Annotated in this window: 17 protein-coding genes and 2 pseudogenes; 15 read left to right on the top strand and 4 right to left on the bottom strand. The window is 61.0% G+C overall.

Annotation, left to right across the window (positions count from 1 at the left end):
* Positions 1–21: 21 nt before the first annotated feature.
* The 4 genes from HW532_RS21080 to HW532_RS21065 all read left to right on the top strand — a co-directional run bounded on the left by HW532_RS21080 (position 22) and on the right by HW532_RS21065 (position 4,522).
* Positions 22–1,002 carry a sialic acid TRAP transporter substrate-binding protein SiaP gene (locus HW532_RS21080; protein WP_213162338.1) on the top strand — a complete coding sequence of 327 codons (981 nt, stop codon included), beginning with the start codon at positions 22–24 and terminating at the stop codon, positions 1,000–1,002.
* 79 nt (positions 1,003–1,081) lie between these two features.
* Positions 1,082–1,651 (top strand): TRAP transporter small permease, encoded by a 570-nt coding sequence (locus HW532_RS21075; RefSeq protein ID WP_213162337.1) that lies wholly within the window; start codon positions 1,082–1,084, stop codon positions 1,649–1,651.
* A gap of 18 nt (positions 1,652–1,669) precedes the next feature.
* On the top strand, positions 1,670–2,950 hold the full coding sequence (locus tag HW532_RS21070) for a TRAP transporter large permease (protein WP_213162336.1): 1,281 nt from the start codon (positions 1,670–1,672) through the stop codon (positions 2,948–2,950).
* A 36-nt stretch (positions 2,951–2,986) separates the two neighbouring features.
* Positions 2,987–4,522 carry a UxaA family hydrolase gene (locus HW532_RS21065; RefSeq protein WP_213162335.1) on the top strand — a complete coding sequence of 512 codons (1,536 nt, stop codon included), beginning with the start codon at positions 2,987–2,989 and terminating at the stop codon, positions 4,520–4,522.
* A gap of 62 nt (positions 4,523–4,584) precedes the next feature.
* On the opposite strand, the pseudogene HW532_RS21060 reads toward HW532_RS21065, so the two are convergent.
* The 4 genes and pseudogenes from HW532_RS21060 to plsX all read right to left on the bottom strand — a co-directional run bounded on the left by HW532_RS21060 (position 4,585) and on the right by plsX (position 7,633).
* A pseudogene (locus HW532_RS21060) lies at positions 4,585–5,009 on the bottom strand (MerR family transcriptional regulator).
* Positions 5,010–5,126: 117 nt separating this feature from the next.
* Positions 5,127–5,437: pseudogene (locus HW532_RS21055) on the bottom strand (integration host factor subunit alpha).
* Between the two features lie 149 nt (positions 5,438–5,586).
* On the bottom strand, positions 5,587–6,564 hold the full coding sequence (locus tag HW532_RS21050) for a beta-ketoacyl-ACP synthase III (RefSeq protein ID WP_281397143.1): 978 nt from the start codon (positions 6,562–6,564) through the stop codon (positions 5,587–5,589).
* Positions 6,565–6,568: 4 nt separating this feature from the next.
* A complete protein-coding gene (gene plsX / locus HW532_RS21045) occupies positions 6,569–7,633 on the bottom strand; it encodes a phosphate acyltransferase PlsX (protein WP_213162333.1) in 1,065 nt (354 codons plus the stop codon).
* Between the two features lie 247 nt (positions 7,634–7,880).
* On the opposite strand from plsX, the gene HW532_RS21040 reads away from it, so the two are divergent.
* The 11 genes from HW532_RS21040 (at position 7,881) to HW532_RS20990 (ending at position 16,812) form a co-directional block, all read left to right on the top strand.
* Complete coding sequence (locus tag HW532_RS21040; RefSeq protein ID WP_213162332.1) at positions 7,881–8,951, top strand: tyrosine-type recombinase/integrase; 1,071 nt, start codon at positions 7,881–7,883, stop codon at positions 8,949–8,951.
* 173 nt (positions 8,952–9,124) lie between these two features.
* A complete protein-coding gene (locus HW532_RS21035) occupies positions 9,125–9,376 on the top strand; it encodes a hypothetical protein (RefSeq protein WP_213162331.1) in 252 nt (83 codons plus the stop codon).
* Positions 9,377–9,432: 56 nt separating this feature from the next.
* Positions 9,433–9,933: a hypothetical protein gene (locus HW532_RS21030; protein WP_213162330.1), complete on the top strand. Its 501-nt coding sequence runs from the start codon at positions 9,433–9,435 to the stop codon at positions 9,931–9,933.
* A 529-nt stretch (positions 9,934–10,462) separates the two neighbouring features.
* Complete coding sequence (locus HW532_RS21025; RefSeq protein WP_213162329.1) at positions 10,463–10,918, top strand: hypothetical protein; 456 nt, start codon at positions 10,463–10,465, stop codon at positions 10,916–10,918.
* A gap of 94 nt (positions 10,919–11,012) precedes the next feature.
* On the top strand, positions 11,013–11,432 hold the full coding sequence (locus HW532_RS21020) for a hypothetical protein (RefSeq protein WP_213162328.1): 420 nt from the start codon (positions 11,013–11,015) through the stop codon (positions 11,430–11,432).
* Positions 11,433–11,441: 9 nt separating this feature from the next.
* Positions 11,442–12,422 (top strand): N-acetylmuramidase domain-containing protein, encoded by a 981-nt coding sequence (locus HW532_RS21015; protein ID WP_213162327.1) that lies wholly within the window; start codon positions 11,442–11,444, stop codon positions 12,420–12,422.
* Complete coding sequence (locus HW532_RS21010) at positions 12,419–12,679, top strand: hypothetical protein (RefSeq protein WP_213162326.1); 261 nt, start codon at positions 12,419–12,421, stop codon at positions 12,677–12,679. The genes HW532_RS21015 and HW532_RS21010 overlap by 4 nt, the downstream gene beginning before the upstream one ends.
* A 133-nt stretch (positions 12,680–12,812) precedes the next feature.
* On the top strand, positions 12,813–13,028 hold the full coding sequence (locus HW532_RS21005) for a hypothetical protein (RefSeq protein WP_213162325.1): 216 nt from the start codon (positions 12,813–12,815) through the stop codon (positions 13,026–13,028).
* Entirely contained in the window at positions 13,029–13,856 is an 828-nt protein-coding gene (locus HW532_RS22585) for a toprim domain-containing protein (RefSeq protein WP_425491901.1), read from the top strand.
* Entirely contained in the window at positions 13,853–15,109 is a 1,257-nt protein-coding gene (locus HW532_RS20995) for an AAA family ATPase (protein ID WP_213162323.1), read from the top strand. The genes HW532_RS22585 and HW532_RS20995 overlap by 4 nt, the downstream gene beginning before the upstream one ends.
* Positions 15,106–16,812: a hypothetical protein gene (locus tag HW532_RS20990; RefSeq protein ID WP_213162322.1), complete on the top strand. Its 1,707-nt coding sequence runs from the start codon at positions 15,106–15,108 to the stop codon at positions 16,810–16,812. Before HW532_RS20995 ends, HW532_RS20990 begins: the two co-directional genes overlap by 4 nt.

Genomic DNA, 16,812 nt, shown 5'->3' with positions numbered 1-16,812 from the left:
GTGCAACCGGGAGGAAACCAGATGAAGAAGCCAGCACTCTATACGCTCGTCACCGCCGCATTCGCCTCCGCGACCGCCATGGTCCAGCCGGCCGCGGCCGAGCAGGTCCTCAAATGGGCCCATGTCTACGAGGCGAGCGAGCCCTATCACACCTGCGCCGTCGCGGCCTCCGACAAGCTCAAGGAAGCGACCGACGGGCGCTATTCCATCGAGGTCTTCCCCGCCTCTTCGCTGGGCAAGGAGGTCGACATCAACGAGGGGCTGGGGCTCGGCACGGTGGACATCATCTATACCGGCCAGCTCTTTGCCGGCCGCGCCTATGGGCCGATCGCCATCGGCGGCTCGCCCTACATGTTCCGCGACTACGAGCACTGGGACAAATACCGCAATTCCGACCTGTTCGACGAGCTCGCCGAGGGCTATCGCGAGGCGACCGGCAACCACATCACGTCGATGACCTATTACGGCAGGCGCCACGCCACCTCCAACAAGCCGCTCAACACACCGGCGGACATGGAGGGGCTGAAGATCCGCGTGCCGAACGCGCCGCTCTACATGATGTTCCCCAAGGCGGTCGGCGCGAACCCGACGCCGATTGCCTTTGCGGAGGTCTATCTGGCCCTCCAGCAGGGCACGGTCGATGCTCAGGAGAACCCGCTGCCCACGATCCAGGCGAAGAAGTTCTACGAGGTGCAGGACTACATCAACCTGACGGGCCACATCACCGACGCGCTTCTCACCATCGTCGGCGGGCCGACCTGGGATGCGATGGACGATGCCGACCGCGAGACGCTCGACGAGGTGCTCGACGAGGCGGCCGACTGCGCCACCCAGCAGATCATCGACAAGGAGAACGAGCTCGTGGAGTGGTTCGAGGGCCAGGGCGTCACGGTCAACAAGGTCGACCGCACCCCGTTCCGCGAGGCGACCATGAAGCTCCACAACGGTCCCGACGCCACCTGGGACAAGGAGACCTACGACCGGCTGCAGGCCATCGAGTAAGCAGCCCGTCGCGCGAACCGGTCCGCGCCGGGGCAGTCCCCCTGCCCCGGCGCGGTGTCTCCTTTGCGGAGGTTCTCTCATGGTGCATGACGAAGATGCCGCGATTGCCGAGGCGGAGCTCATCGCGGAGATGGACGAGGATCACGAGGATCTCTCCGACGTGCGTTCGAGCGACGGCCTCGTCCTCGTCGTCTTCTGGGTGCTGGCCTTCGTGGTCTTCCTCCAGTTCTTCACCCGCTATGTGCTCAACGACTCGCTCGGCTGGACGGAGGAGATCGCCCGCTTCCTGCTGATCGGCGTGACCTTTCTCGGCTCCATCATGGCGGTGCGCAAGGAAAGCCACATCGCGGTGGAGTTCGTCTACCGCTACCTGCCGCGGCGGGCGCGCCTGTGGCTGCAACTCGTCGTCGACGCCATCGCGGTCGTCTTCTACGCGACCACGGGATGGCTGTGCACCGAGATGGCCCAGAAGACCCGCCAGATGATGGTGTCGGTCGATGTGCCGAAATCCGTCGTCTACTGGATCGTCGCAGCCTGCTTCCTCGGCATGACGGTCTATGGCGTCCTCGTCTTCCTGCGCCATCTGCGCACCGGCACGAGCCGTCTGGTCGATCCCGACAGGTTCACGGCCGTGGACCGGAACATCTGAGCGCGGAACACTGCCCCCATGCTGCTGACCCTGTTGTTCGTTCTCCTGTTCGCCATGATCGCCATGGGCGTTCCGGTGGCCATATCGCTCGCGGCGTCCTCCGCGATCTTCATCCTCGTCGACGGACGCGTGCCCGACGTCGTGGTCATCCACCGCATGGTGAACGGCGTCGACTCCTTCCCGCTGCTCGCCGTGCCCTTCTTCATCCTGGCCGGCAACCTCATGAACACCGCGGGCATCACCGAGCGCATCTTCGGCTTCGCCAAGGCGCTGGTCGGCTGGATGCGGGGCGGGCTCGGCCATGTGAATATCGGCGCATCGGTCATCTTCGCCGGCATGTCGGGGGCCGCCGTCGCGGATGCGGGCGGGCTCGGCGCCATCGAGATCAAGGCCATGCGCGACGCCAAGTACGACCCCGGCTTCGCCGTCGGCGTCACGGCCGCCTCCTCCACCATCGGTCCGATCATCCCCCCGTCCCTGCCCATGGTGATCTACGGCGTGGTGGCGGGCGCCTCCATCGGCCAGCTCTTCGCGGCGGGCTTCGTGCCGGGGCTGCTCATGGCCGTCGCTCTCATGGTCATGGTGGCGGTCTATTCCCACAAGCGCGGCTATCCGCGCGACCAGGCCTTCCAGCTTCCCGTTCTCGGCACCGCCTTCGCGCGCGCCTTCCTGTCGCTCATGACGCCGGTCATCATCGTCGGCGGCATCCTGTCGGGCGCCTTCACGCCGACGGAGGCGGCGATCGCGGCCTGTGTCTGGGCACTCTTCCTGGGGCTCATCGTCTATCGCACCCTGACGGTGAGACGTTTCCTGCGGGTCTCCTTCGACACCATCGAGACGACGGCGGTCGTGCTGTTCATCGTCGCGGCGGCCTCGATCTTCGCCTGGATCCTGACCTCCAACCGCGTGCCGGAGCATTTCGCCTCGCTCATCCTGTCGGTGTCGGAGAACCCCATTGTCGTCCTGCTCCTGATCAACCTGATCCTGCTGATCGTCGGCTGCTTCATGGAGACGGTGGCCGCGCTGACCATCCTGGTGCCGGTGCTCCTGCCCATCGCGATCAAGATGGGGGTGGATCCGGTCCATTTCGGCGTGATCGTGGTGCTCAACCTGATGATCGGCCTGCTGACGCCGCCCATCGGAATGGTGCTCTACGTGCTCTCGCGCGTCTCCAAGGTGCCGTTCGAGCGCTGCATGGCCGCGACAGCGCCCTTCCTGGTGCCGCTCGTCCTGGTGCTCCTCATGGTGACGTTCTTCCCCGTCCTCACCATGTGGCTGCCCACGCTGATCTACCGCTAGGCCGCCCGCGCCAAGCCTTCCGAAAGCCCGACACAGATGACACAGAAGAAGACAGATACCGCCCGCATCCTCCGCCTGTCGCAGGCCGACAATGTCGCGGTCGCCGCCAGCCGGATCGAGGAAGGCGACACGATCCGCGACGGCCTCGCCGCCCGGACCCGCATCCCCTTCGGCCACAAGGTGGCGCTTCAGCCCATCGCGCCCGGCGGGCCGGTCCGCAAGTTCGGCCAGATCATCGGCTTTGCGAGCGCTCCGGTCGCCGCCGGCGACTGGGTGCATGTGCACAATGTCGAGATGCACGATTTCGACCGCGACTACCGCATGGCGGAGGAGGCGCACCCCGTGAACGTCCTGCCGCCGGAGGAACAGGCGACGTTCGAAGGTTTCCGCCGCAGGGACGGTCGCGTCGGCACGCGCAACTATATCGGCATCCTCACGAGCGTGAACTGCTCCGCCTCCGTCGCCCGCTTCATGGCGGAGGCGGCCACGCGCTCCGGCATCCTCGACGACTATCCGAATGTCGACGGGGTCGTGTCCTTCACCCATGGCACGGGCTGCGGCATGGCGGGGTCCGGCGAGGGCTTCGACATGCTGAAGCGCACGCAGTGGGGCTATGCGGCCAATCCCAATCTCGCCGCCGTCCTGCTGGTGGGACTCGGCTGCGAGGTCTTCCAGATCGCGCGGCTGAAGGAGCTCTACGGGATCGAGGAAGGCGAGACCTTCCGCACCATGACTATCCAGGACACCGGCGGCACGCGGCGCACCATCGATGAGGGCGTGGCGCGCATTGCGGAAATGCTGCCGCTCGCCGACCGCGCCCGGCGCGAGACCGTGCCGGCCTCGGAGATCACCGTGGCGCTGCAATGCGGCGGGTCGGACGGCTATTCGGGCATCACCGCCAATCCCGCCCTCGGGGTCGCCGCCGACACGGTGGTGAGGAATGGCGGCACGGCCATCCTCGCCGAGACACCGGAGATCTACGGCGCGGAGCACCTCCTCACGCGGCGCGCGCGCAACCGTGCGGTCGCGGAGAAGCTCGTGGAGCGCATCCGCTGGTGGGAGGACTACACCGCGCGCAATGGCGGGGAGATGAACAACAACCCCTCGCCCGGCAACAAGGCGGGCGGCCTGACGACCATTCTGGAGAAATCGCTGGGGGCCGCGGCGAAGGGCGGATCGACGCCGCTCAACGCCGTCTACGAATATGCCGAGCAGGTGACGGAGAAGGGCTTCGTCTTCATGGACACGCCGGGCTACGACCCGGTCTCCGTCACCGGCCAGGTGGCGGGCGGGGCCAATGTCGTGTGCTTCACCACGGGCCGCGGCTCCGCCTATGGCTGCAAGCCCTCCCCCTCCATCAAGCTCGCCACCAACACCGCCATGTACGAGCGCATGGAGGAGGACATGGACATCAATTGCGGGGACATCCTCGACGGCGTGACGCTCGAGGAGAAGGGCCGAGCCATTTTCGAGGAGATCCTCGCGGTTGCCTCCGGCAAGCGCACCAAGTCCGAACGGCTCGGCTATGGCGACAACGAGTTCGTGCCCTGGCAGGTCGGCGCGGTGATGTAGGGCGTCCTGGAGCGCCGCGCTTTCGAACCGGAAAAGCGGTCTCCACTTTTCCTGAAAGCGCTCTAGTCTTCCTTGCCCGTCAGGATCGTGCGGACGCTGGACAGGTCGGCCAGCACCTCGCGGAGCATGGCCTCCTGATCCGGCGAGAGGCCCGCCTCTCCGGAAGCCGTCTCGCCCTGGGGCGCGGGCGCCTCGGCGCGCGGCTCGCGGAATGTGGGCTCCGCAGCCCGTTCCGTCTCCTGCGTCCCGTCCTCCGCGTCGTCGCCGGCCTTCTCAAGCACCGCGCCGTGCTTGCCGCAATCGACGACGAAGGACGGCCCGCGCTCGCGCAGGATCTTCTGCACGCCGCGGATCGTGAAGCCCTCGCCATAGAGCAGATGCCGGATGCCGCGCAGCAGCTCCACATCCCCGGGCGGTAGTAGCGCCGCCCGCCGCCGCGTTTCATGGGCCGGATATGGGAGAACTTGCTTTCCCAGAACCGCAGCACATGCTGGGGGACGTCGAGGTCCTCGGCGACTTCGCTGATGGTCCTGAATGCTTCGGGCGACTTGTCCACGGATTGTCCTCCGCCTGCCGCCGGGCCGGCGACCGGCCGCCGCGATCGTTATCGCTTCTTCGCCGCTGAACTGGCGTTGATCACATTCTTCAGCACATGGCTCGGCCGAAAGACCAGCACGCGCCGCGGCGAGATCGGCACCTCCTCGCCGGTCTTCGGGTTGCGGCCGACGCGCCCCCCTTTTCCCGCACCAGAAAAGTGCCGAAGGAGGAGAGCTTTACCGTCTCGCCCTCAACCAATGTGTCCGAGATCAAATCGAGCACCGATTTGACTAGGGATGCCGATTCAGTGCGCGACAATCCCACCTGGCGGTGAACCGCCTCGCTCAGATCGGCGCGGGTCAGCGTTTTCCCCGCCATAGAGTGGTCCCCTCAAAAATTAACGTTAGAAAGCCTAGACCTCGGTACACAGAGGGTCAATAGGATGGCGCGCTCATTCTTGCAATTCAAGAACTTAGGGAGGAACACTCCGATTTCGCTGGAGTGCATCACTCCCACCGTCCCGCCGGCTACCAGCGCGCGAGCGCCGCGCCCCATGTGAAGCCGCCGCCCATCGCCTCCATGAGCACGAGATCGCCCTTCTTGATGCGCCCGTCGCGCACCGCCGTCTCCAGCGCGAGCGGTATGGAGGCCGCCGACGTATTGCCATGGCGGTCGACCGTCATGACCACGCGGTCCTCCGAAATCCCGAATTTCCGCGCGGTCCCGTCCAGGATGCGCTTGTTGGCCTGATGCGGCACGAACCAGTCGATGTCGTCCGGCGGCACCCCGACCTGCTTCAGCGTCTCGTCCATGACCTCCGCGATGTTCACCACGGCATGGCGGAACACCTCGCGGCCCTCCATGCGCAGATGCCCGACCGTCTGGGTGCTCGACGGGCCGCCATCCACGTAAAGCTTCTCCTTGTAGCGCCCGTCGGAGCGCAGCCGCGTGGCCAGCACGCCGCGGTCGGCGAGCGTGCCCTCGCCCTCCTTGGCCTCGAGCACCACCGCACCCGCACCGTCGCCGAACAGCACGCAGGTCGACCGGTCCGTCCAGTCCAGGATGCGCGAGAAGGTCTCCGCGCCGATGACCAGCGCCCGGTCGTACTGTCCCGACTTGATGAAATTGTCGGCCACCGACAGCGCGAAGACGAAGCCCGAACAGACCGCCTGCACGTCGAAGGCCGCACCCTCTGTAATGCCGAGTTCGGCCTGCACCGCGGTCGCGGTTGCCGGGAAGGTATTGTCCGGCGTCGAGGTGGCCAGCACGATCAGCTCGATGCTCTCCGCCGGCATGCCGGCATCGGCAAGGGCGGCGCGCGCAGCCGCGGTCGCGAGATCGGCCGTCGTCTCGCCGTCAGCGGCCACGTGGCGCTGGCGGATTCCGGTCCGATCGGCGATCCACTCGTCCGATGTGTCGACCATGGCCGCAAGGTCGTTGTTGGTGAGTATCTTCTCGGGGAGATAGGCCCCTATGCCCTGAATGACCGAACGGCGCATTGCCACTCCGTTACCCGCTTTCCGCGTCAACCGTTGTTTCAGAATACTGCGCCATCGCCTCGTGCTTGACATCGAGGTCGCGGGCGATCTTGGCGACAAGATCGTTGTCCGCCATCTCCACGGCAAGGTCGATGGCACTGGCGAATCCGAGGGCGTCGGTACCACCGTGGCTCTTGACCACGACCCCGTTGAGCCCCAGGAAGACGCCCCCGTTCATGGTACGCGGATCGAGCTTGTCCCTCAGCGCGTCGAACGCGCCGCGCGCGAACACATAGCCGATCCGCGACAGCAGGCTCCGCCTCATGGCGGCACGCAGATAGGTTCCGATCTGGCGGGCGGTGCCCTCCGCCGTCTTCAGCGCGATGTTGCCGGTGAAGCCTTCCGTCACCACCACATCGACCGTGCCCTTGCCCAGATCGTCGCCTTCCACGAAGCCCGCATATTCGATCGGCAGCTCCGCACCCCTCAGGATGCGGCCCGCCGCCTTGACCTCCTCGACGCCCTTGATCTCCTCCACGCCGATATTGAGCAGGCCGACCGTCGGGCGCTTCAGACCGAACAGGCTGCGCGCCATCGCCTCGCCCATGACGGCGAAATCGACGAGCTGGCCTGCATCCGCCCCGATCGTCGCGCCGACGTCGAGCACGATGCTCTCGCCCCTGAGCGTCGGCCAGATGGCCGCGATGGCGGGGCGCTCGATGCCGGCCATGGTCTTCAGGATGACCTTGGCCATGGCCATCAGCGCGCCGGTATTGCCCGCCGAGACCGCGACGTCGGCAAGGCCCTGCCGGACCGCATCGATCGCCATCCACATGCTCGAGTGGTTGCGGCCGCGCCGGAGCGCCTGGCTCGGCTTGTCGTCCATGGCCACGGCAACCGAGGCATGAACGATCCGGGCCTTCTCGCGGACCTTCGGAGTGCGTGCCAGCAGGGGTTCCAGCACCGCACTGTCACCGAACAGGATGACATGAAGCTCTGGATGGCGTTCCAGCGCTATAGCGGCACCGGCCACGACCATATCCGGCCCACGGTCACCGCCCATGGCATCGAGGGCTATGGTCAAAGGCCGCGACATCTGCTTACGAAGGATAGCTCAAGACCCAGGAACGACGGCATGCGCCCGCGCGCATGCCCCGGTCCGCGGCACAATACTCATTCATCCGGCTGAAACAACAGGAAACCTGCGAAATCCCTATTTTCCGCCGTACTAGGCGGGGAAATGATGGGCTTTCTGCGCCCAATCTGTAACACGCAGAAATCCTAAGCCCGCCTACTAGGAACAAGTACATCATTTGTAGGACCTACCCGCAGGAGGTTGTACCGTGGCAACCATTATAAGCCGGAAACGCGGCGATGGCTCCACTGCCCACATGGCGCAGATCGTGGTTAAGCGCAAGGGCAGGATCGTGCACCGGGAGAACAGGACGTTCGACCGGAGGCAAGCCGCGTACGCTTGGGCCGAGGATCGGGAGAAGGAGCTTAAGGCTCCCGGCGGGCTCGAACGTGTACGGAATAAATGCATAACGCTCAGCGATGCCATTGATAAATATCTGGCTACCAGCGAGCGCCAATATTCTCGAACAAAGATCAGAGCACTTGAAGCGCTCAAAGCGTACCCCATAGCTAGCTCGCCATGCAACGAGATATGCAGCCATGATATTCTCGAACTGGCTACCGAGCTAGGGAAAACGCGCCAGCCGCAGACTGTTCTCAATTACCTGTCATGCCTGTCGTCTGTGTTCTCAATAGCCAGACCGGCTTGGGGATACGAGCTTGACGAACGAGCTATGAGTGACGCGCTTAAAGTCGCAAAGCGCATGGGTCTAGTTTGCCTATCTCATGAGCGGACACGCCGTCCGACCATGGACGAACTAGATCAGATACAGACGTATTTCGTTGATCTGTACAAGCGCAGCCCGAAGTCTGTGCCCATGCACATCGTCGTACCTTTTGCCCTGTTCTCCACGAGACGGCAAAGCGAGATAACAAGGATAACGTGGGCCGATCTGGACGATAAGGACAACAGTGTCCTAGTCAGAGACATGAAGGACCCCGGCGGCAAGCGGGGAAACGACGTTCTATGCGAGATACCAGACGAGGCAATGCGCATCGTAAATGCATTTCCTAAGACGGATGAACGCATATTTCCTTATAAGCCATTTACCCTGAGCTACCACTTTCATACCGCTTGCGAGTTTTACGGAATTAAAGATTTGAAGTTCCACGATCTGCGACACGAGGGAATAACCCGGCTATTCGAGATGGGGCGGACCCTACCCCAAGTGGCCGCTGTTTCCGGTCATAAGTCGTGGCACTCTCTAAAGCGGTACACGCATATCCGAAAGTGCGGAGATAAATATGAGCACTGGAAATGGCTAGATGCAATAACGTGACAGCTACAACGTCTAAAAACAGGCCCGCCACCGAGCGGGCTTTTTCTTTGCCCGGCGTACGCTGCAAAGAGCACGACTGGCAGACGTACGACCCGCCGATAGACGATTTCATCGAGATAAGAGCACGGTGCCGAGTATGCGGCGTGCTTAAGGGAAGACAGTAGGAGGATTATATGAACCGTACTTGCATCAATGTTCACAACGTCCGTGTCACGTACGACCGCGAGGGCATCACGGTCTTTGATACCAAGAGCGGGCGCGTCGTCAATGCCTCGCCGGACATCCTTAAGCGGCATAAGTGCATTGCTACGTATGTCCATGCCCTGTGTAACAGCTCGTCCCATGACAGCGCTGTTGCATCGCTCAATCTGATCGACGCAGCGGTTGAGCAGGCCAACCATATGCGGGCAGCTTACGCAGCCTGAACAACCTAGCGGAAGTGCTCTCGCCAACTTAATTGCCCATCTATTAGGAGAACGCTATGGGCCACCCTGCCCCGCTCTCGATCATTCTGGATCACTGCACGCTGTTCATGGCTAAGCAGTGCTGGCCTGACGGGTTTAATGTCGGCCCCGATGCGCCTAGCTCATACAAGGCTCTCGTTCGTGAGCACGACAAGTACGGCTTTATCACCGTGTTTGACGGTGGGTCCGACCATACGATCTTCGGATCGCCTGAGACCAATATCGCTTTCCGGGCGTGGCACGATTGGTGCCACCTGCATCTCGGTGCGGACTTTTCATCCGAGGGCGAGGCGGCGGCAGCCGCTCTACAGATCAAGCATCTCAGACAGTATGGGCGAGAGCACTTCATACCGCCCGCTGCAATCGATCATGCGGCACTGCTTATAGACGCCGAGGTCAACGGGCAGAATCGGTATTACCAGAAGCACAAGAAGTACGTGAAGGATCAGCGCTCGTTCGCAATGCTGTATCTGACGAACCCGGAACATGCCCTGTCAATCATCTGGCACGAGGACTGATATGCGGCAATTGACATGGACGCGGCGCATTCTTCGATCCCCTCATACGGGCCGACCGATAGTTCAAGAGCTAAACACGCGCTATGGGTACTACGCCACTGTGGCGCAGCTATCGGAGCACGACTACGCGAAGATGATGCGTATGCCGGAGAAGGATGTGGACGCACACCCTATGGAACCTTCCGATGAAACCTAACATTCGCTGCGGGCTTACTCTTGACGGTGACATAGAGGCCGCAACTTATGAGCAGTTTCCTAAGCGAGTAGTTGTGGATAGGCGGACAGGATCAGTCATTCATGCCGACATCAAGCCGGGATCAGACCTGTTCCGCTGGCTTGTTAGAGAAGCGCGCAAGCACGTCGCAAGGTAGGCACGGCCTTCAAATCGATGGCTCTACGGAGCCATCGTACTGAGGGCCGTGACCCTCTGCTGGCCGGATAACCGGCAGTAACCCTAGTAGCGGAAGGACAAGCGTATATGCCGAAGGTGAGCAAACCGCGCCGACCGACTACCAAACCGGAGACTGATATGAGCGACACCGATACCCTTGACCCGCTGGCCGATCTCGGGCTTGATGCAAACGCCTCTGCGGATGCTGAGGCTGATGCGAGCAACGAGGAGGCTACAGTGGCCCGTGACGACGATGTTGAATTTGGTGAAATCGAGATTGGCACGGCTTCGGCTGTACCGACTGCGCGGCGCAGTGCAGGCGGATCGCGCTTTCCGTTCGACAAGCTGCCTGCGCCGAGCAAGGACAAGAACGGCGATGCCGTGATCAGTACGTTCTTCGTCCCGTTCAAGGGCGGGGACGCGAACAAGTTCCGTCGCTCGGTCCAGTCTGCGACGACGCAGGCGAACCGTGCCGGCGCTGACGAAGGCAAGTACTTCGAGAGCCGTTCCGTGTCTGAGGGCGGCGAGTTCAAGGGCATGACAGTGTACCGTACGGACGACCGCCCCGCCGAGACCACGAAGAAGAAGAAGTAATACCCCCCACCCCAGCTACATTCTAGCGTTTGCACTCAATGGGAGGTCCTTCGGGGCCTCCCTTTTTTTGTTCAGCACACCTGCGAGGATCATAATGTCAAACAGCTTAGACGAGTTATTTGACGACGCTGTTGTCAGTTTGGTTGAAAAGCTCGGTATTATGTACGGCTTCACAAAAGGCTCGCACCACTACACGATACACGAAGAACAGGACAATCATACGATCTTCGGAAGCGCTCGGGCTGAACATTCTTTCTATGCGCTGGCTGCATATGCAACGAGGAACGTGCGAAACGCTACGCCCAACAATATCTTCATTGCTGTCTCTACACTGATCCTTGATGAACACGAGTACGACTTTGTTGTCGCTCGCTGGCTCGCACTGGCGCACGCTCTGATCGTCGGCAGGGAGAAGCATATGGAGCATTTTGGGCACTACCCTGTAGATACGTGGGATTTCGTCGTTGACTATACAGATCGCGACGAGGACTACGAGTTTTCAACCGAGTACTGAGGACAACATATGTTCAACAGCGCAGACCGCGTAGCCATCAGTATGCTGTGCGCGGAATACGACATTCCCCTCGCGTGGGCTTTAGGCGTTGCCGAGGTCGAGAGCGCAGGCCGGGCATTCTGGACTGTAGACGGAGAGCGGCGGCCCGCGATCAATCTTGAGGGACACTACTTCTACCGGAACCTCCCGGAGAGCAAGCGCAGCAGGGCCGTAAGTCTCGGTCTGGCGCATCCGAAGGCCGGTAAGACCAAGGTGCCGTCTACCTACCGGGGCAGATACGAAATGCTCTATCGGTGGATGGACATCGACCCTGGCGCAGCCCTGAAATCGATCAGCATGGGCGTCGGTCAGGTCATGGGCGAACACTACGATTTTCTTGGGTACGCTAGCCCACAGGATATGTGGGTTCGCGCGAACGTCTCTCTCGCCGGACAGGTCGAACTTATGCTCGGCTTCATCGAGATGAGCGACGGCCTCATGCAGGCTATCGAGGATCGGGACTGGCATAAGTTCGCCCGCCTCTACAACGGCCCAGCATACCGCAGGAATAGTTACGCGGCGAAGATCGAGCGTGCTGTCAAGAAGTACGAGCGTGATCCCCGCAGCCGCGACGAGTTCGACCTCCGCGAGGAAGTGCGGTCCATCAATAAGCTCGGCTTCGAGACCGTTCAGGCTTTCCAGTCTGCGCACGGTCTTGATCCTGACGGTATCATCGGTCCTATCACACGAGAGGCTATCGAGAAGGCACTTGAGGACAATGTGAAGCCGAAGAAGGCCGGGGCGAAGGCCGCTGCCGGTACGGCTGCCGCAGGGGCTACGACAGTTGCTGTGGTGACGGAGGTCTCAGGAGCATTCGACCATATGCGCGTCGTGCTCGACTATCTGCAATCCCTTGGTGAGTACGGGCAGGCTATCGCATTGGTTGGCGCTTCGAGCGTCATTCTCGGCGTGACTACGTACGTCATCTACAAGCGGGCTCAGACCGCATGATCGCGGTCCTTGTCGGCTTCCTGAAAACAGTCTGGTCCAAGGCTGGCATGTACATTCTTGCCGGTCTTGGGATCGTCACAGCAATTCTCGGCGCGTTCGCCTATGTGAGCCGCGCCGGAAAGACCAAGGCGCGTCTTGAGCAAGCGCGTGCCCAGCTTGAGGCAATGAAGGAGGCCAAGCGCATTGAGGCTCGTATTGACGCTATGTCTGCTCGCGACGCTCGTCAGCGCCTGCGCGACAGGTGGGGTAGACGCTAACTGCACCACGAGTGCCAACCGATATAGCGATGCGGTTATCGACCAGATGACCGACGAGGAAGTCAGGGAAGCCCTGACATCGAACGAGGTTCTGGCCGATCAGGGCTGCGCAATTCCTAACGAGTGAGTGTACATGTCAAAGAATACCATTACGCCGCAACAGAACGAGGCCGGTGAGGCCGTCATCGAGCAGAAGCGGAAGATCGTCTTCGACAATGGCGATCACCTGAACCTGCGGAACGTGACCAAGATCAACCACATGGGTACTTGGCTGCGCTTCTGGTCGGACGAGGGCTTCATCCTAGTGAACCCCAAGCGGGTCCTGTACTACATCATCGACGGACAGTGAATGGCGGACCCGTACTGGCTGGTTCGGGCCAAGGCCCTGCCTGCCGGGCGGTCTACCAAGATCGAATGCTGTGCCTCCGACAGGTCCATGCTCGTCACGAACGATGTGAAGGGCTATCGCGGGTACTGCTTCCGGTGCGGGGCCAAGCCCTTCGTTTCGCACGGTTTGTTCTCTGTACAGGAGCTTCGTCGCCGCAAGGCTGAGCTAGCTCTAACCGAGAGCAAGACCGTAGCACTCCCCAAGGACTTCACAACAGACATTCCTCCACGGGAGGCCGTGTGGCTGTACATGGCGGGTATAGGCTCTGGCCTAGCTCGTCATTACGGCTTCGGGTACAGCCCATCTTTGAAGCGCGTAGTCCTACCCGTATACGACAACGGGAAGCTACTTGGCTTCACAGCAAGGAGCACAATCAATGCGCGTCCGAAGTATATTGAGAGGATGGTTTCCCCATCCGAGGCGGTGTTTGTGTCTTGCCCTAGCGCTGCACTTCCTTCCGCGAAGGCATGGGCAGAGGCTTCTGGACCGGGTGTTGTCTTCACGGAAGACATATTGTCGGCGGTACGTGTTGGCCGTCTCGTACGGCGCTCCGTGTCCCTATTGGGTACAAGTGCGTCTGATGCTCAGCTATCAAGAGCACTACGAGACATACCGCCTCAAGCTGGATGGATCGGACTGTGGCTTGACGGGGACGCGCCCGGTCGAAGAGCAGCATCCCGTCTCGCTCGCACCCTGACCCTAATGGGCTACGAAGTACAGAATATCTACACAGAGAGTGACCCTAGGGCATATAGCAATAGGGAAATAAGGAGAATACTGACCCTGTGATCGACGTATCACTTCTACGGGTCATGCGTCATCGCAACGACTACTACCGGCTCCGGGATATCATACCAAGAGCGTCATTGGGCGCAGAGACAGTATCTCTGATCAATGACTTCGGACGATACTTCGAGAAGCACCCGAACCATAAGGAAGTTGACCTAACTACCTTCCTTCCCCGCTTCAAGGCTTGGTATCCGAAGATGAAGCAGGAGCGGCTGAACCAGTTCATCAATGTACTGCGGAACGCTGCGAAGCCTGTCGATGACGACACCCGTACGAACATCATGGGCGAGCTAGCCGAGATCGAGCTTATGACGGCTCTGGCTAATCTCGCCAATCAGCACGAGGACGGCGAGTTACCCGACGCATTCCAAGCTGTGTCTTCGGCACTGGAAGGCTATCGGTCCCGCCTTGGCCTCAAGTCAATCGTATACATAGACACGCCTATTGGGGAGCTTTTGCAAGACGAGTTCGATGACAGTGGTCTGTCGTGGCGTCTCACTTGCATGAACGAGAGCATGCGTGGACTACGCCCCGGCGACTTCGGGATCGTTGCAGGTCGGCCCGACAAGGGTAAGACGACCTTCATGACCTGCGAGGTTACGAACTTCGCAGCGCAGCTTCCTCCCGACCGAAATGTAATCTGGCTGAACAACGAGGGACCCGGAAAGCGGATCATTCCTCGCCTGTACCAGTCTGCCCTGAACGTGTCTATGAGCGAGCTAAAGGAGCTGCACGCCGCTGGTAAGGCCGAGGGCATGTATCGCGAGGCGATTGGCGGTCGGCTAGACAAGATACGGATCATCGATATTCACGGCTGCAATACCGGGCATGTCGAGACGATCCTAGACGAGAATAACCCCGGAGTGATCGTGTACGACATGATCGACAATATTAGGGGATTTGGTCACGAAGCCCGTACAGACCTACAGCTTGAGGAAATGTACAAGTGGGCTCGTGAACGTAGCGTCAAGTACGACTGCATCGGACTGGCTACAAGCCAGATCAGCAACGATGGCGACGGGTTGCAGTTCCCTACGCTGGGCATGCTCAAGGATAGCAAGACCGGTAAGCAGGGTGCCTGCGACTTCCAGCTTATGCTTGGGGCGAGTAACGACCCCGGCCTAGCCACTAGCCGCTTTGTCGGCCTCCCGAAGAACAAGCTCCGTAGACCGGACGGGCCAGCCGATCCGAGAGCGGAGGTCATCTTCGACGGCATACGAGCAAGATACAAGGACGTGCCAATAGGAACATGACGAGAGACCACGGAGAATTATCGACACTGATTGCCGAGCTTCTTAATCGGCATGGCCCGAGCCTGACCTTGCAGAAGGTCGAGCAGGCTCTTAAGGGTAGCGCTCCCCGTGCTCAAATCCGGGAGGCATGGCGGGATTATCTCGGTATCCCGAAGCGCCCGTATATGGAGGGCCGCAAGAGCCGCCTCAGCGGTGCTCGGGCGTCGTTCGTCCTGACAGACGAGGTAGGCACCGGAGAGGATGAAGCGGCTCCTGACGAGCCCGAGAAACCGCTTGCAGGCGGCACGCTGGAAGCGCCCGACGAGCGGCGGCGGACCCTCCCCGGTCGGCGCTTCCTTTTCACGGCAGCGCAGAACAATACGTTCCTGCATACACCCTTTTGGGAAGCCCTGTTGCACTTCGCTGAGCTTAACGACGCTGAGCTTCATGTGTCCCGGTTCAGCTACAACAAGACGGGCTGGGGAAATCAGCGCATTACCAAGGATGACGACGAGCTTTGGTACGATCCGAAGATCAAACCGTATGTTCTGGACGAGCAGGTAAAGGTCGCTGACGGCCTGATCTTCTGTGGTGAGCTTGATATCCTCCCAACTGCGGTGACGCCGCTGGGAACACTACAGAACTACACCGGGCCTAACTCGGGCATCGTCCCGCATACCAAGGTGCATATGCAGTCTCAGGCTACCATGAAGCACGAGCCTGCGAAGTTCATGTACACGACCGGGGCATGCACACTGCGGAACTATATCGAGCGCAAGGCGGGACAGGTTGCGACCTTCCACCATGTATTCGGTGCGCTGTACGTCGAGATCGATGAGGACGGCGACTGGTTCGCCCGCCAGCTAATGGCTGACGACAACGGCGTGTTCTACGACATCGACACGGCCTATGGGCCGGGCTGGTCTGCACCCGCTTCCGATATGGGTTACAGCCTTGTGACCCTTGGGGATATCCATATCGAGAAGATCGATCCGTATGCCCTTGGCGGGGCTTTCGGGATGATGAATGCGGTCAAGCCGAGGCACGTCTTCGTGCATGATCTGATCGACTTCGAGCCGCGCAATCATCACAACCTGAGTGATCCGTATTTCCGTGCACGGCAGCACTTCCAAGGGATCGACGTAGTTGAGCACGGCATGATCGCCGGGGCGCGGTTCCTTCATGGTCTCAATCGGGCATTCCCGGACGCGATTATCAACGTCATCCGATCCAACCACGATCAGGCATTCGAGCGCTGGCTACAGGACCCGCGCGGCGTCGAGGACCCGGTTAACTCCAGGTACTGGCACGAGGCGAATTATCAGAAGCTCCGGGCCATCGAGGCCGGGAACGATCTGGACGTGTTCGTTTGGGCCATGTCGGATGCTGAGCGCAAGCGCGGGCTCGATCTGTCGGGAGTACGATTCATCGCGGAAGACGAGAGCGTTGTCATCCATGACATCGAGCACGGCATGCACGGACACCGGGGACCGAACGGTGCACGCGGCAATCCGAAAGCATTCCGACAACTCGGACGGAAAGCCAATACCGGACACACACATAGCGCAGGTATCGTTGACGGTGTATGGACAGCCGGTGTCCTTGCGAAGCTCGACATGGACTACAACACCGGTCCTTCGTCGTGGTCGCATTCCAGCATCATCACCTACCCATCAGGCAAGCGCTGCATTGTTACACAGCGCGGCAATAAATGGAGGGCCTAA

It is taken from the genome of Kaustia mangrovi, assembly GCF_015482775.1.
Taxonomy (GTDB): domain Bacteria; phylum Pseudomonadota; class Alphaproteobacteria; order Rhizobiales; family Im1; genus Kaustia; species Kaustia mangrovi.
The sequence above is the reverse complement of the archived record's forward strand: the minus strand, read 5'-3'. Positions and strand labels throughout refer to the sequence as shown.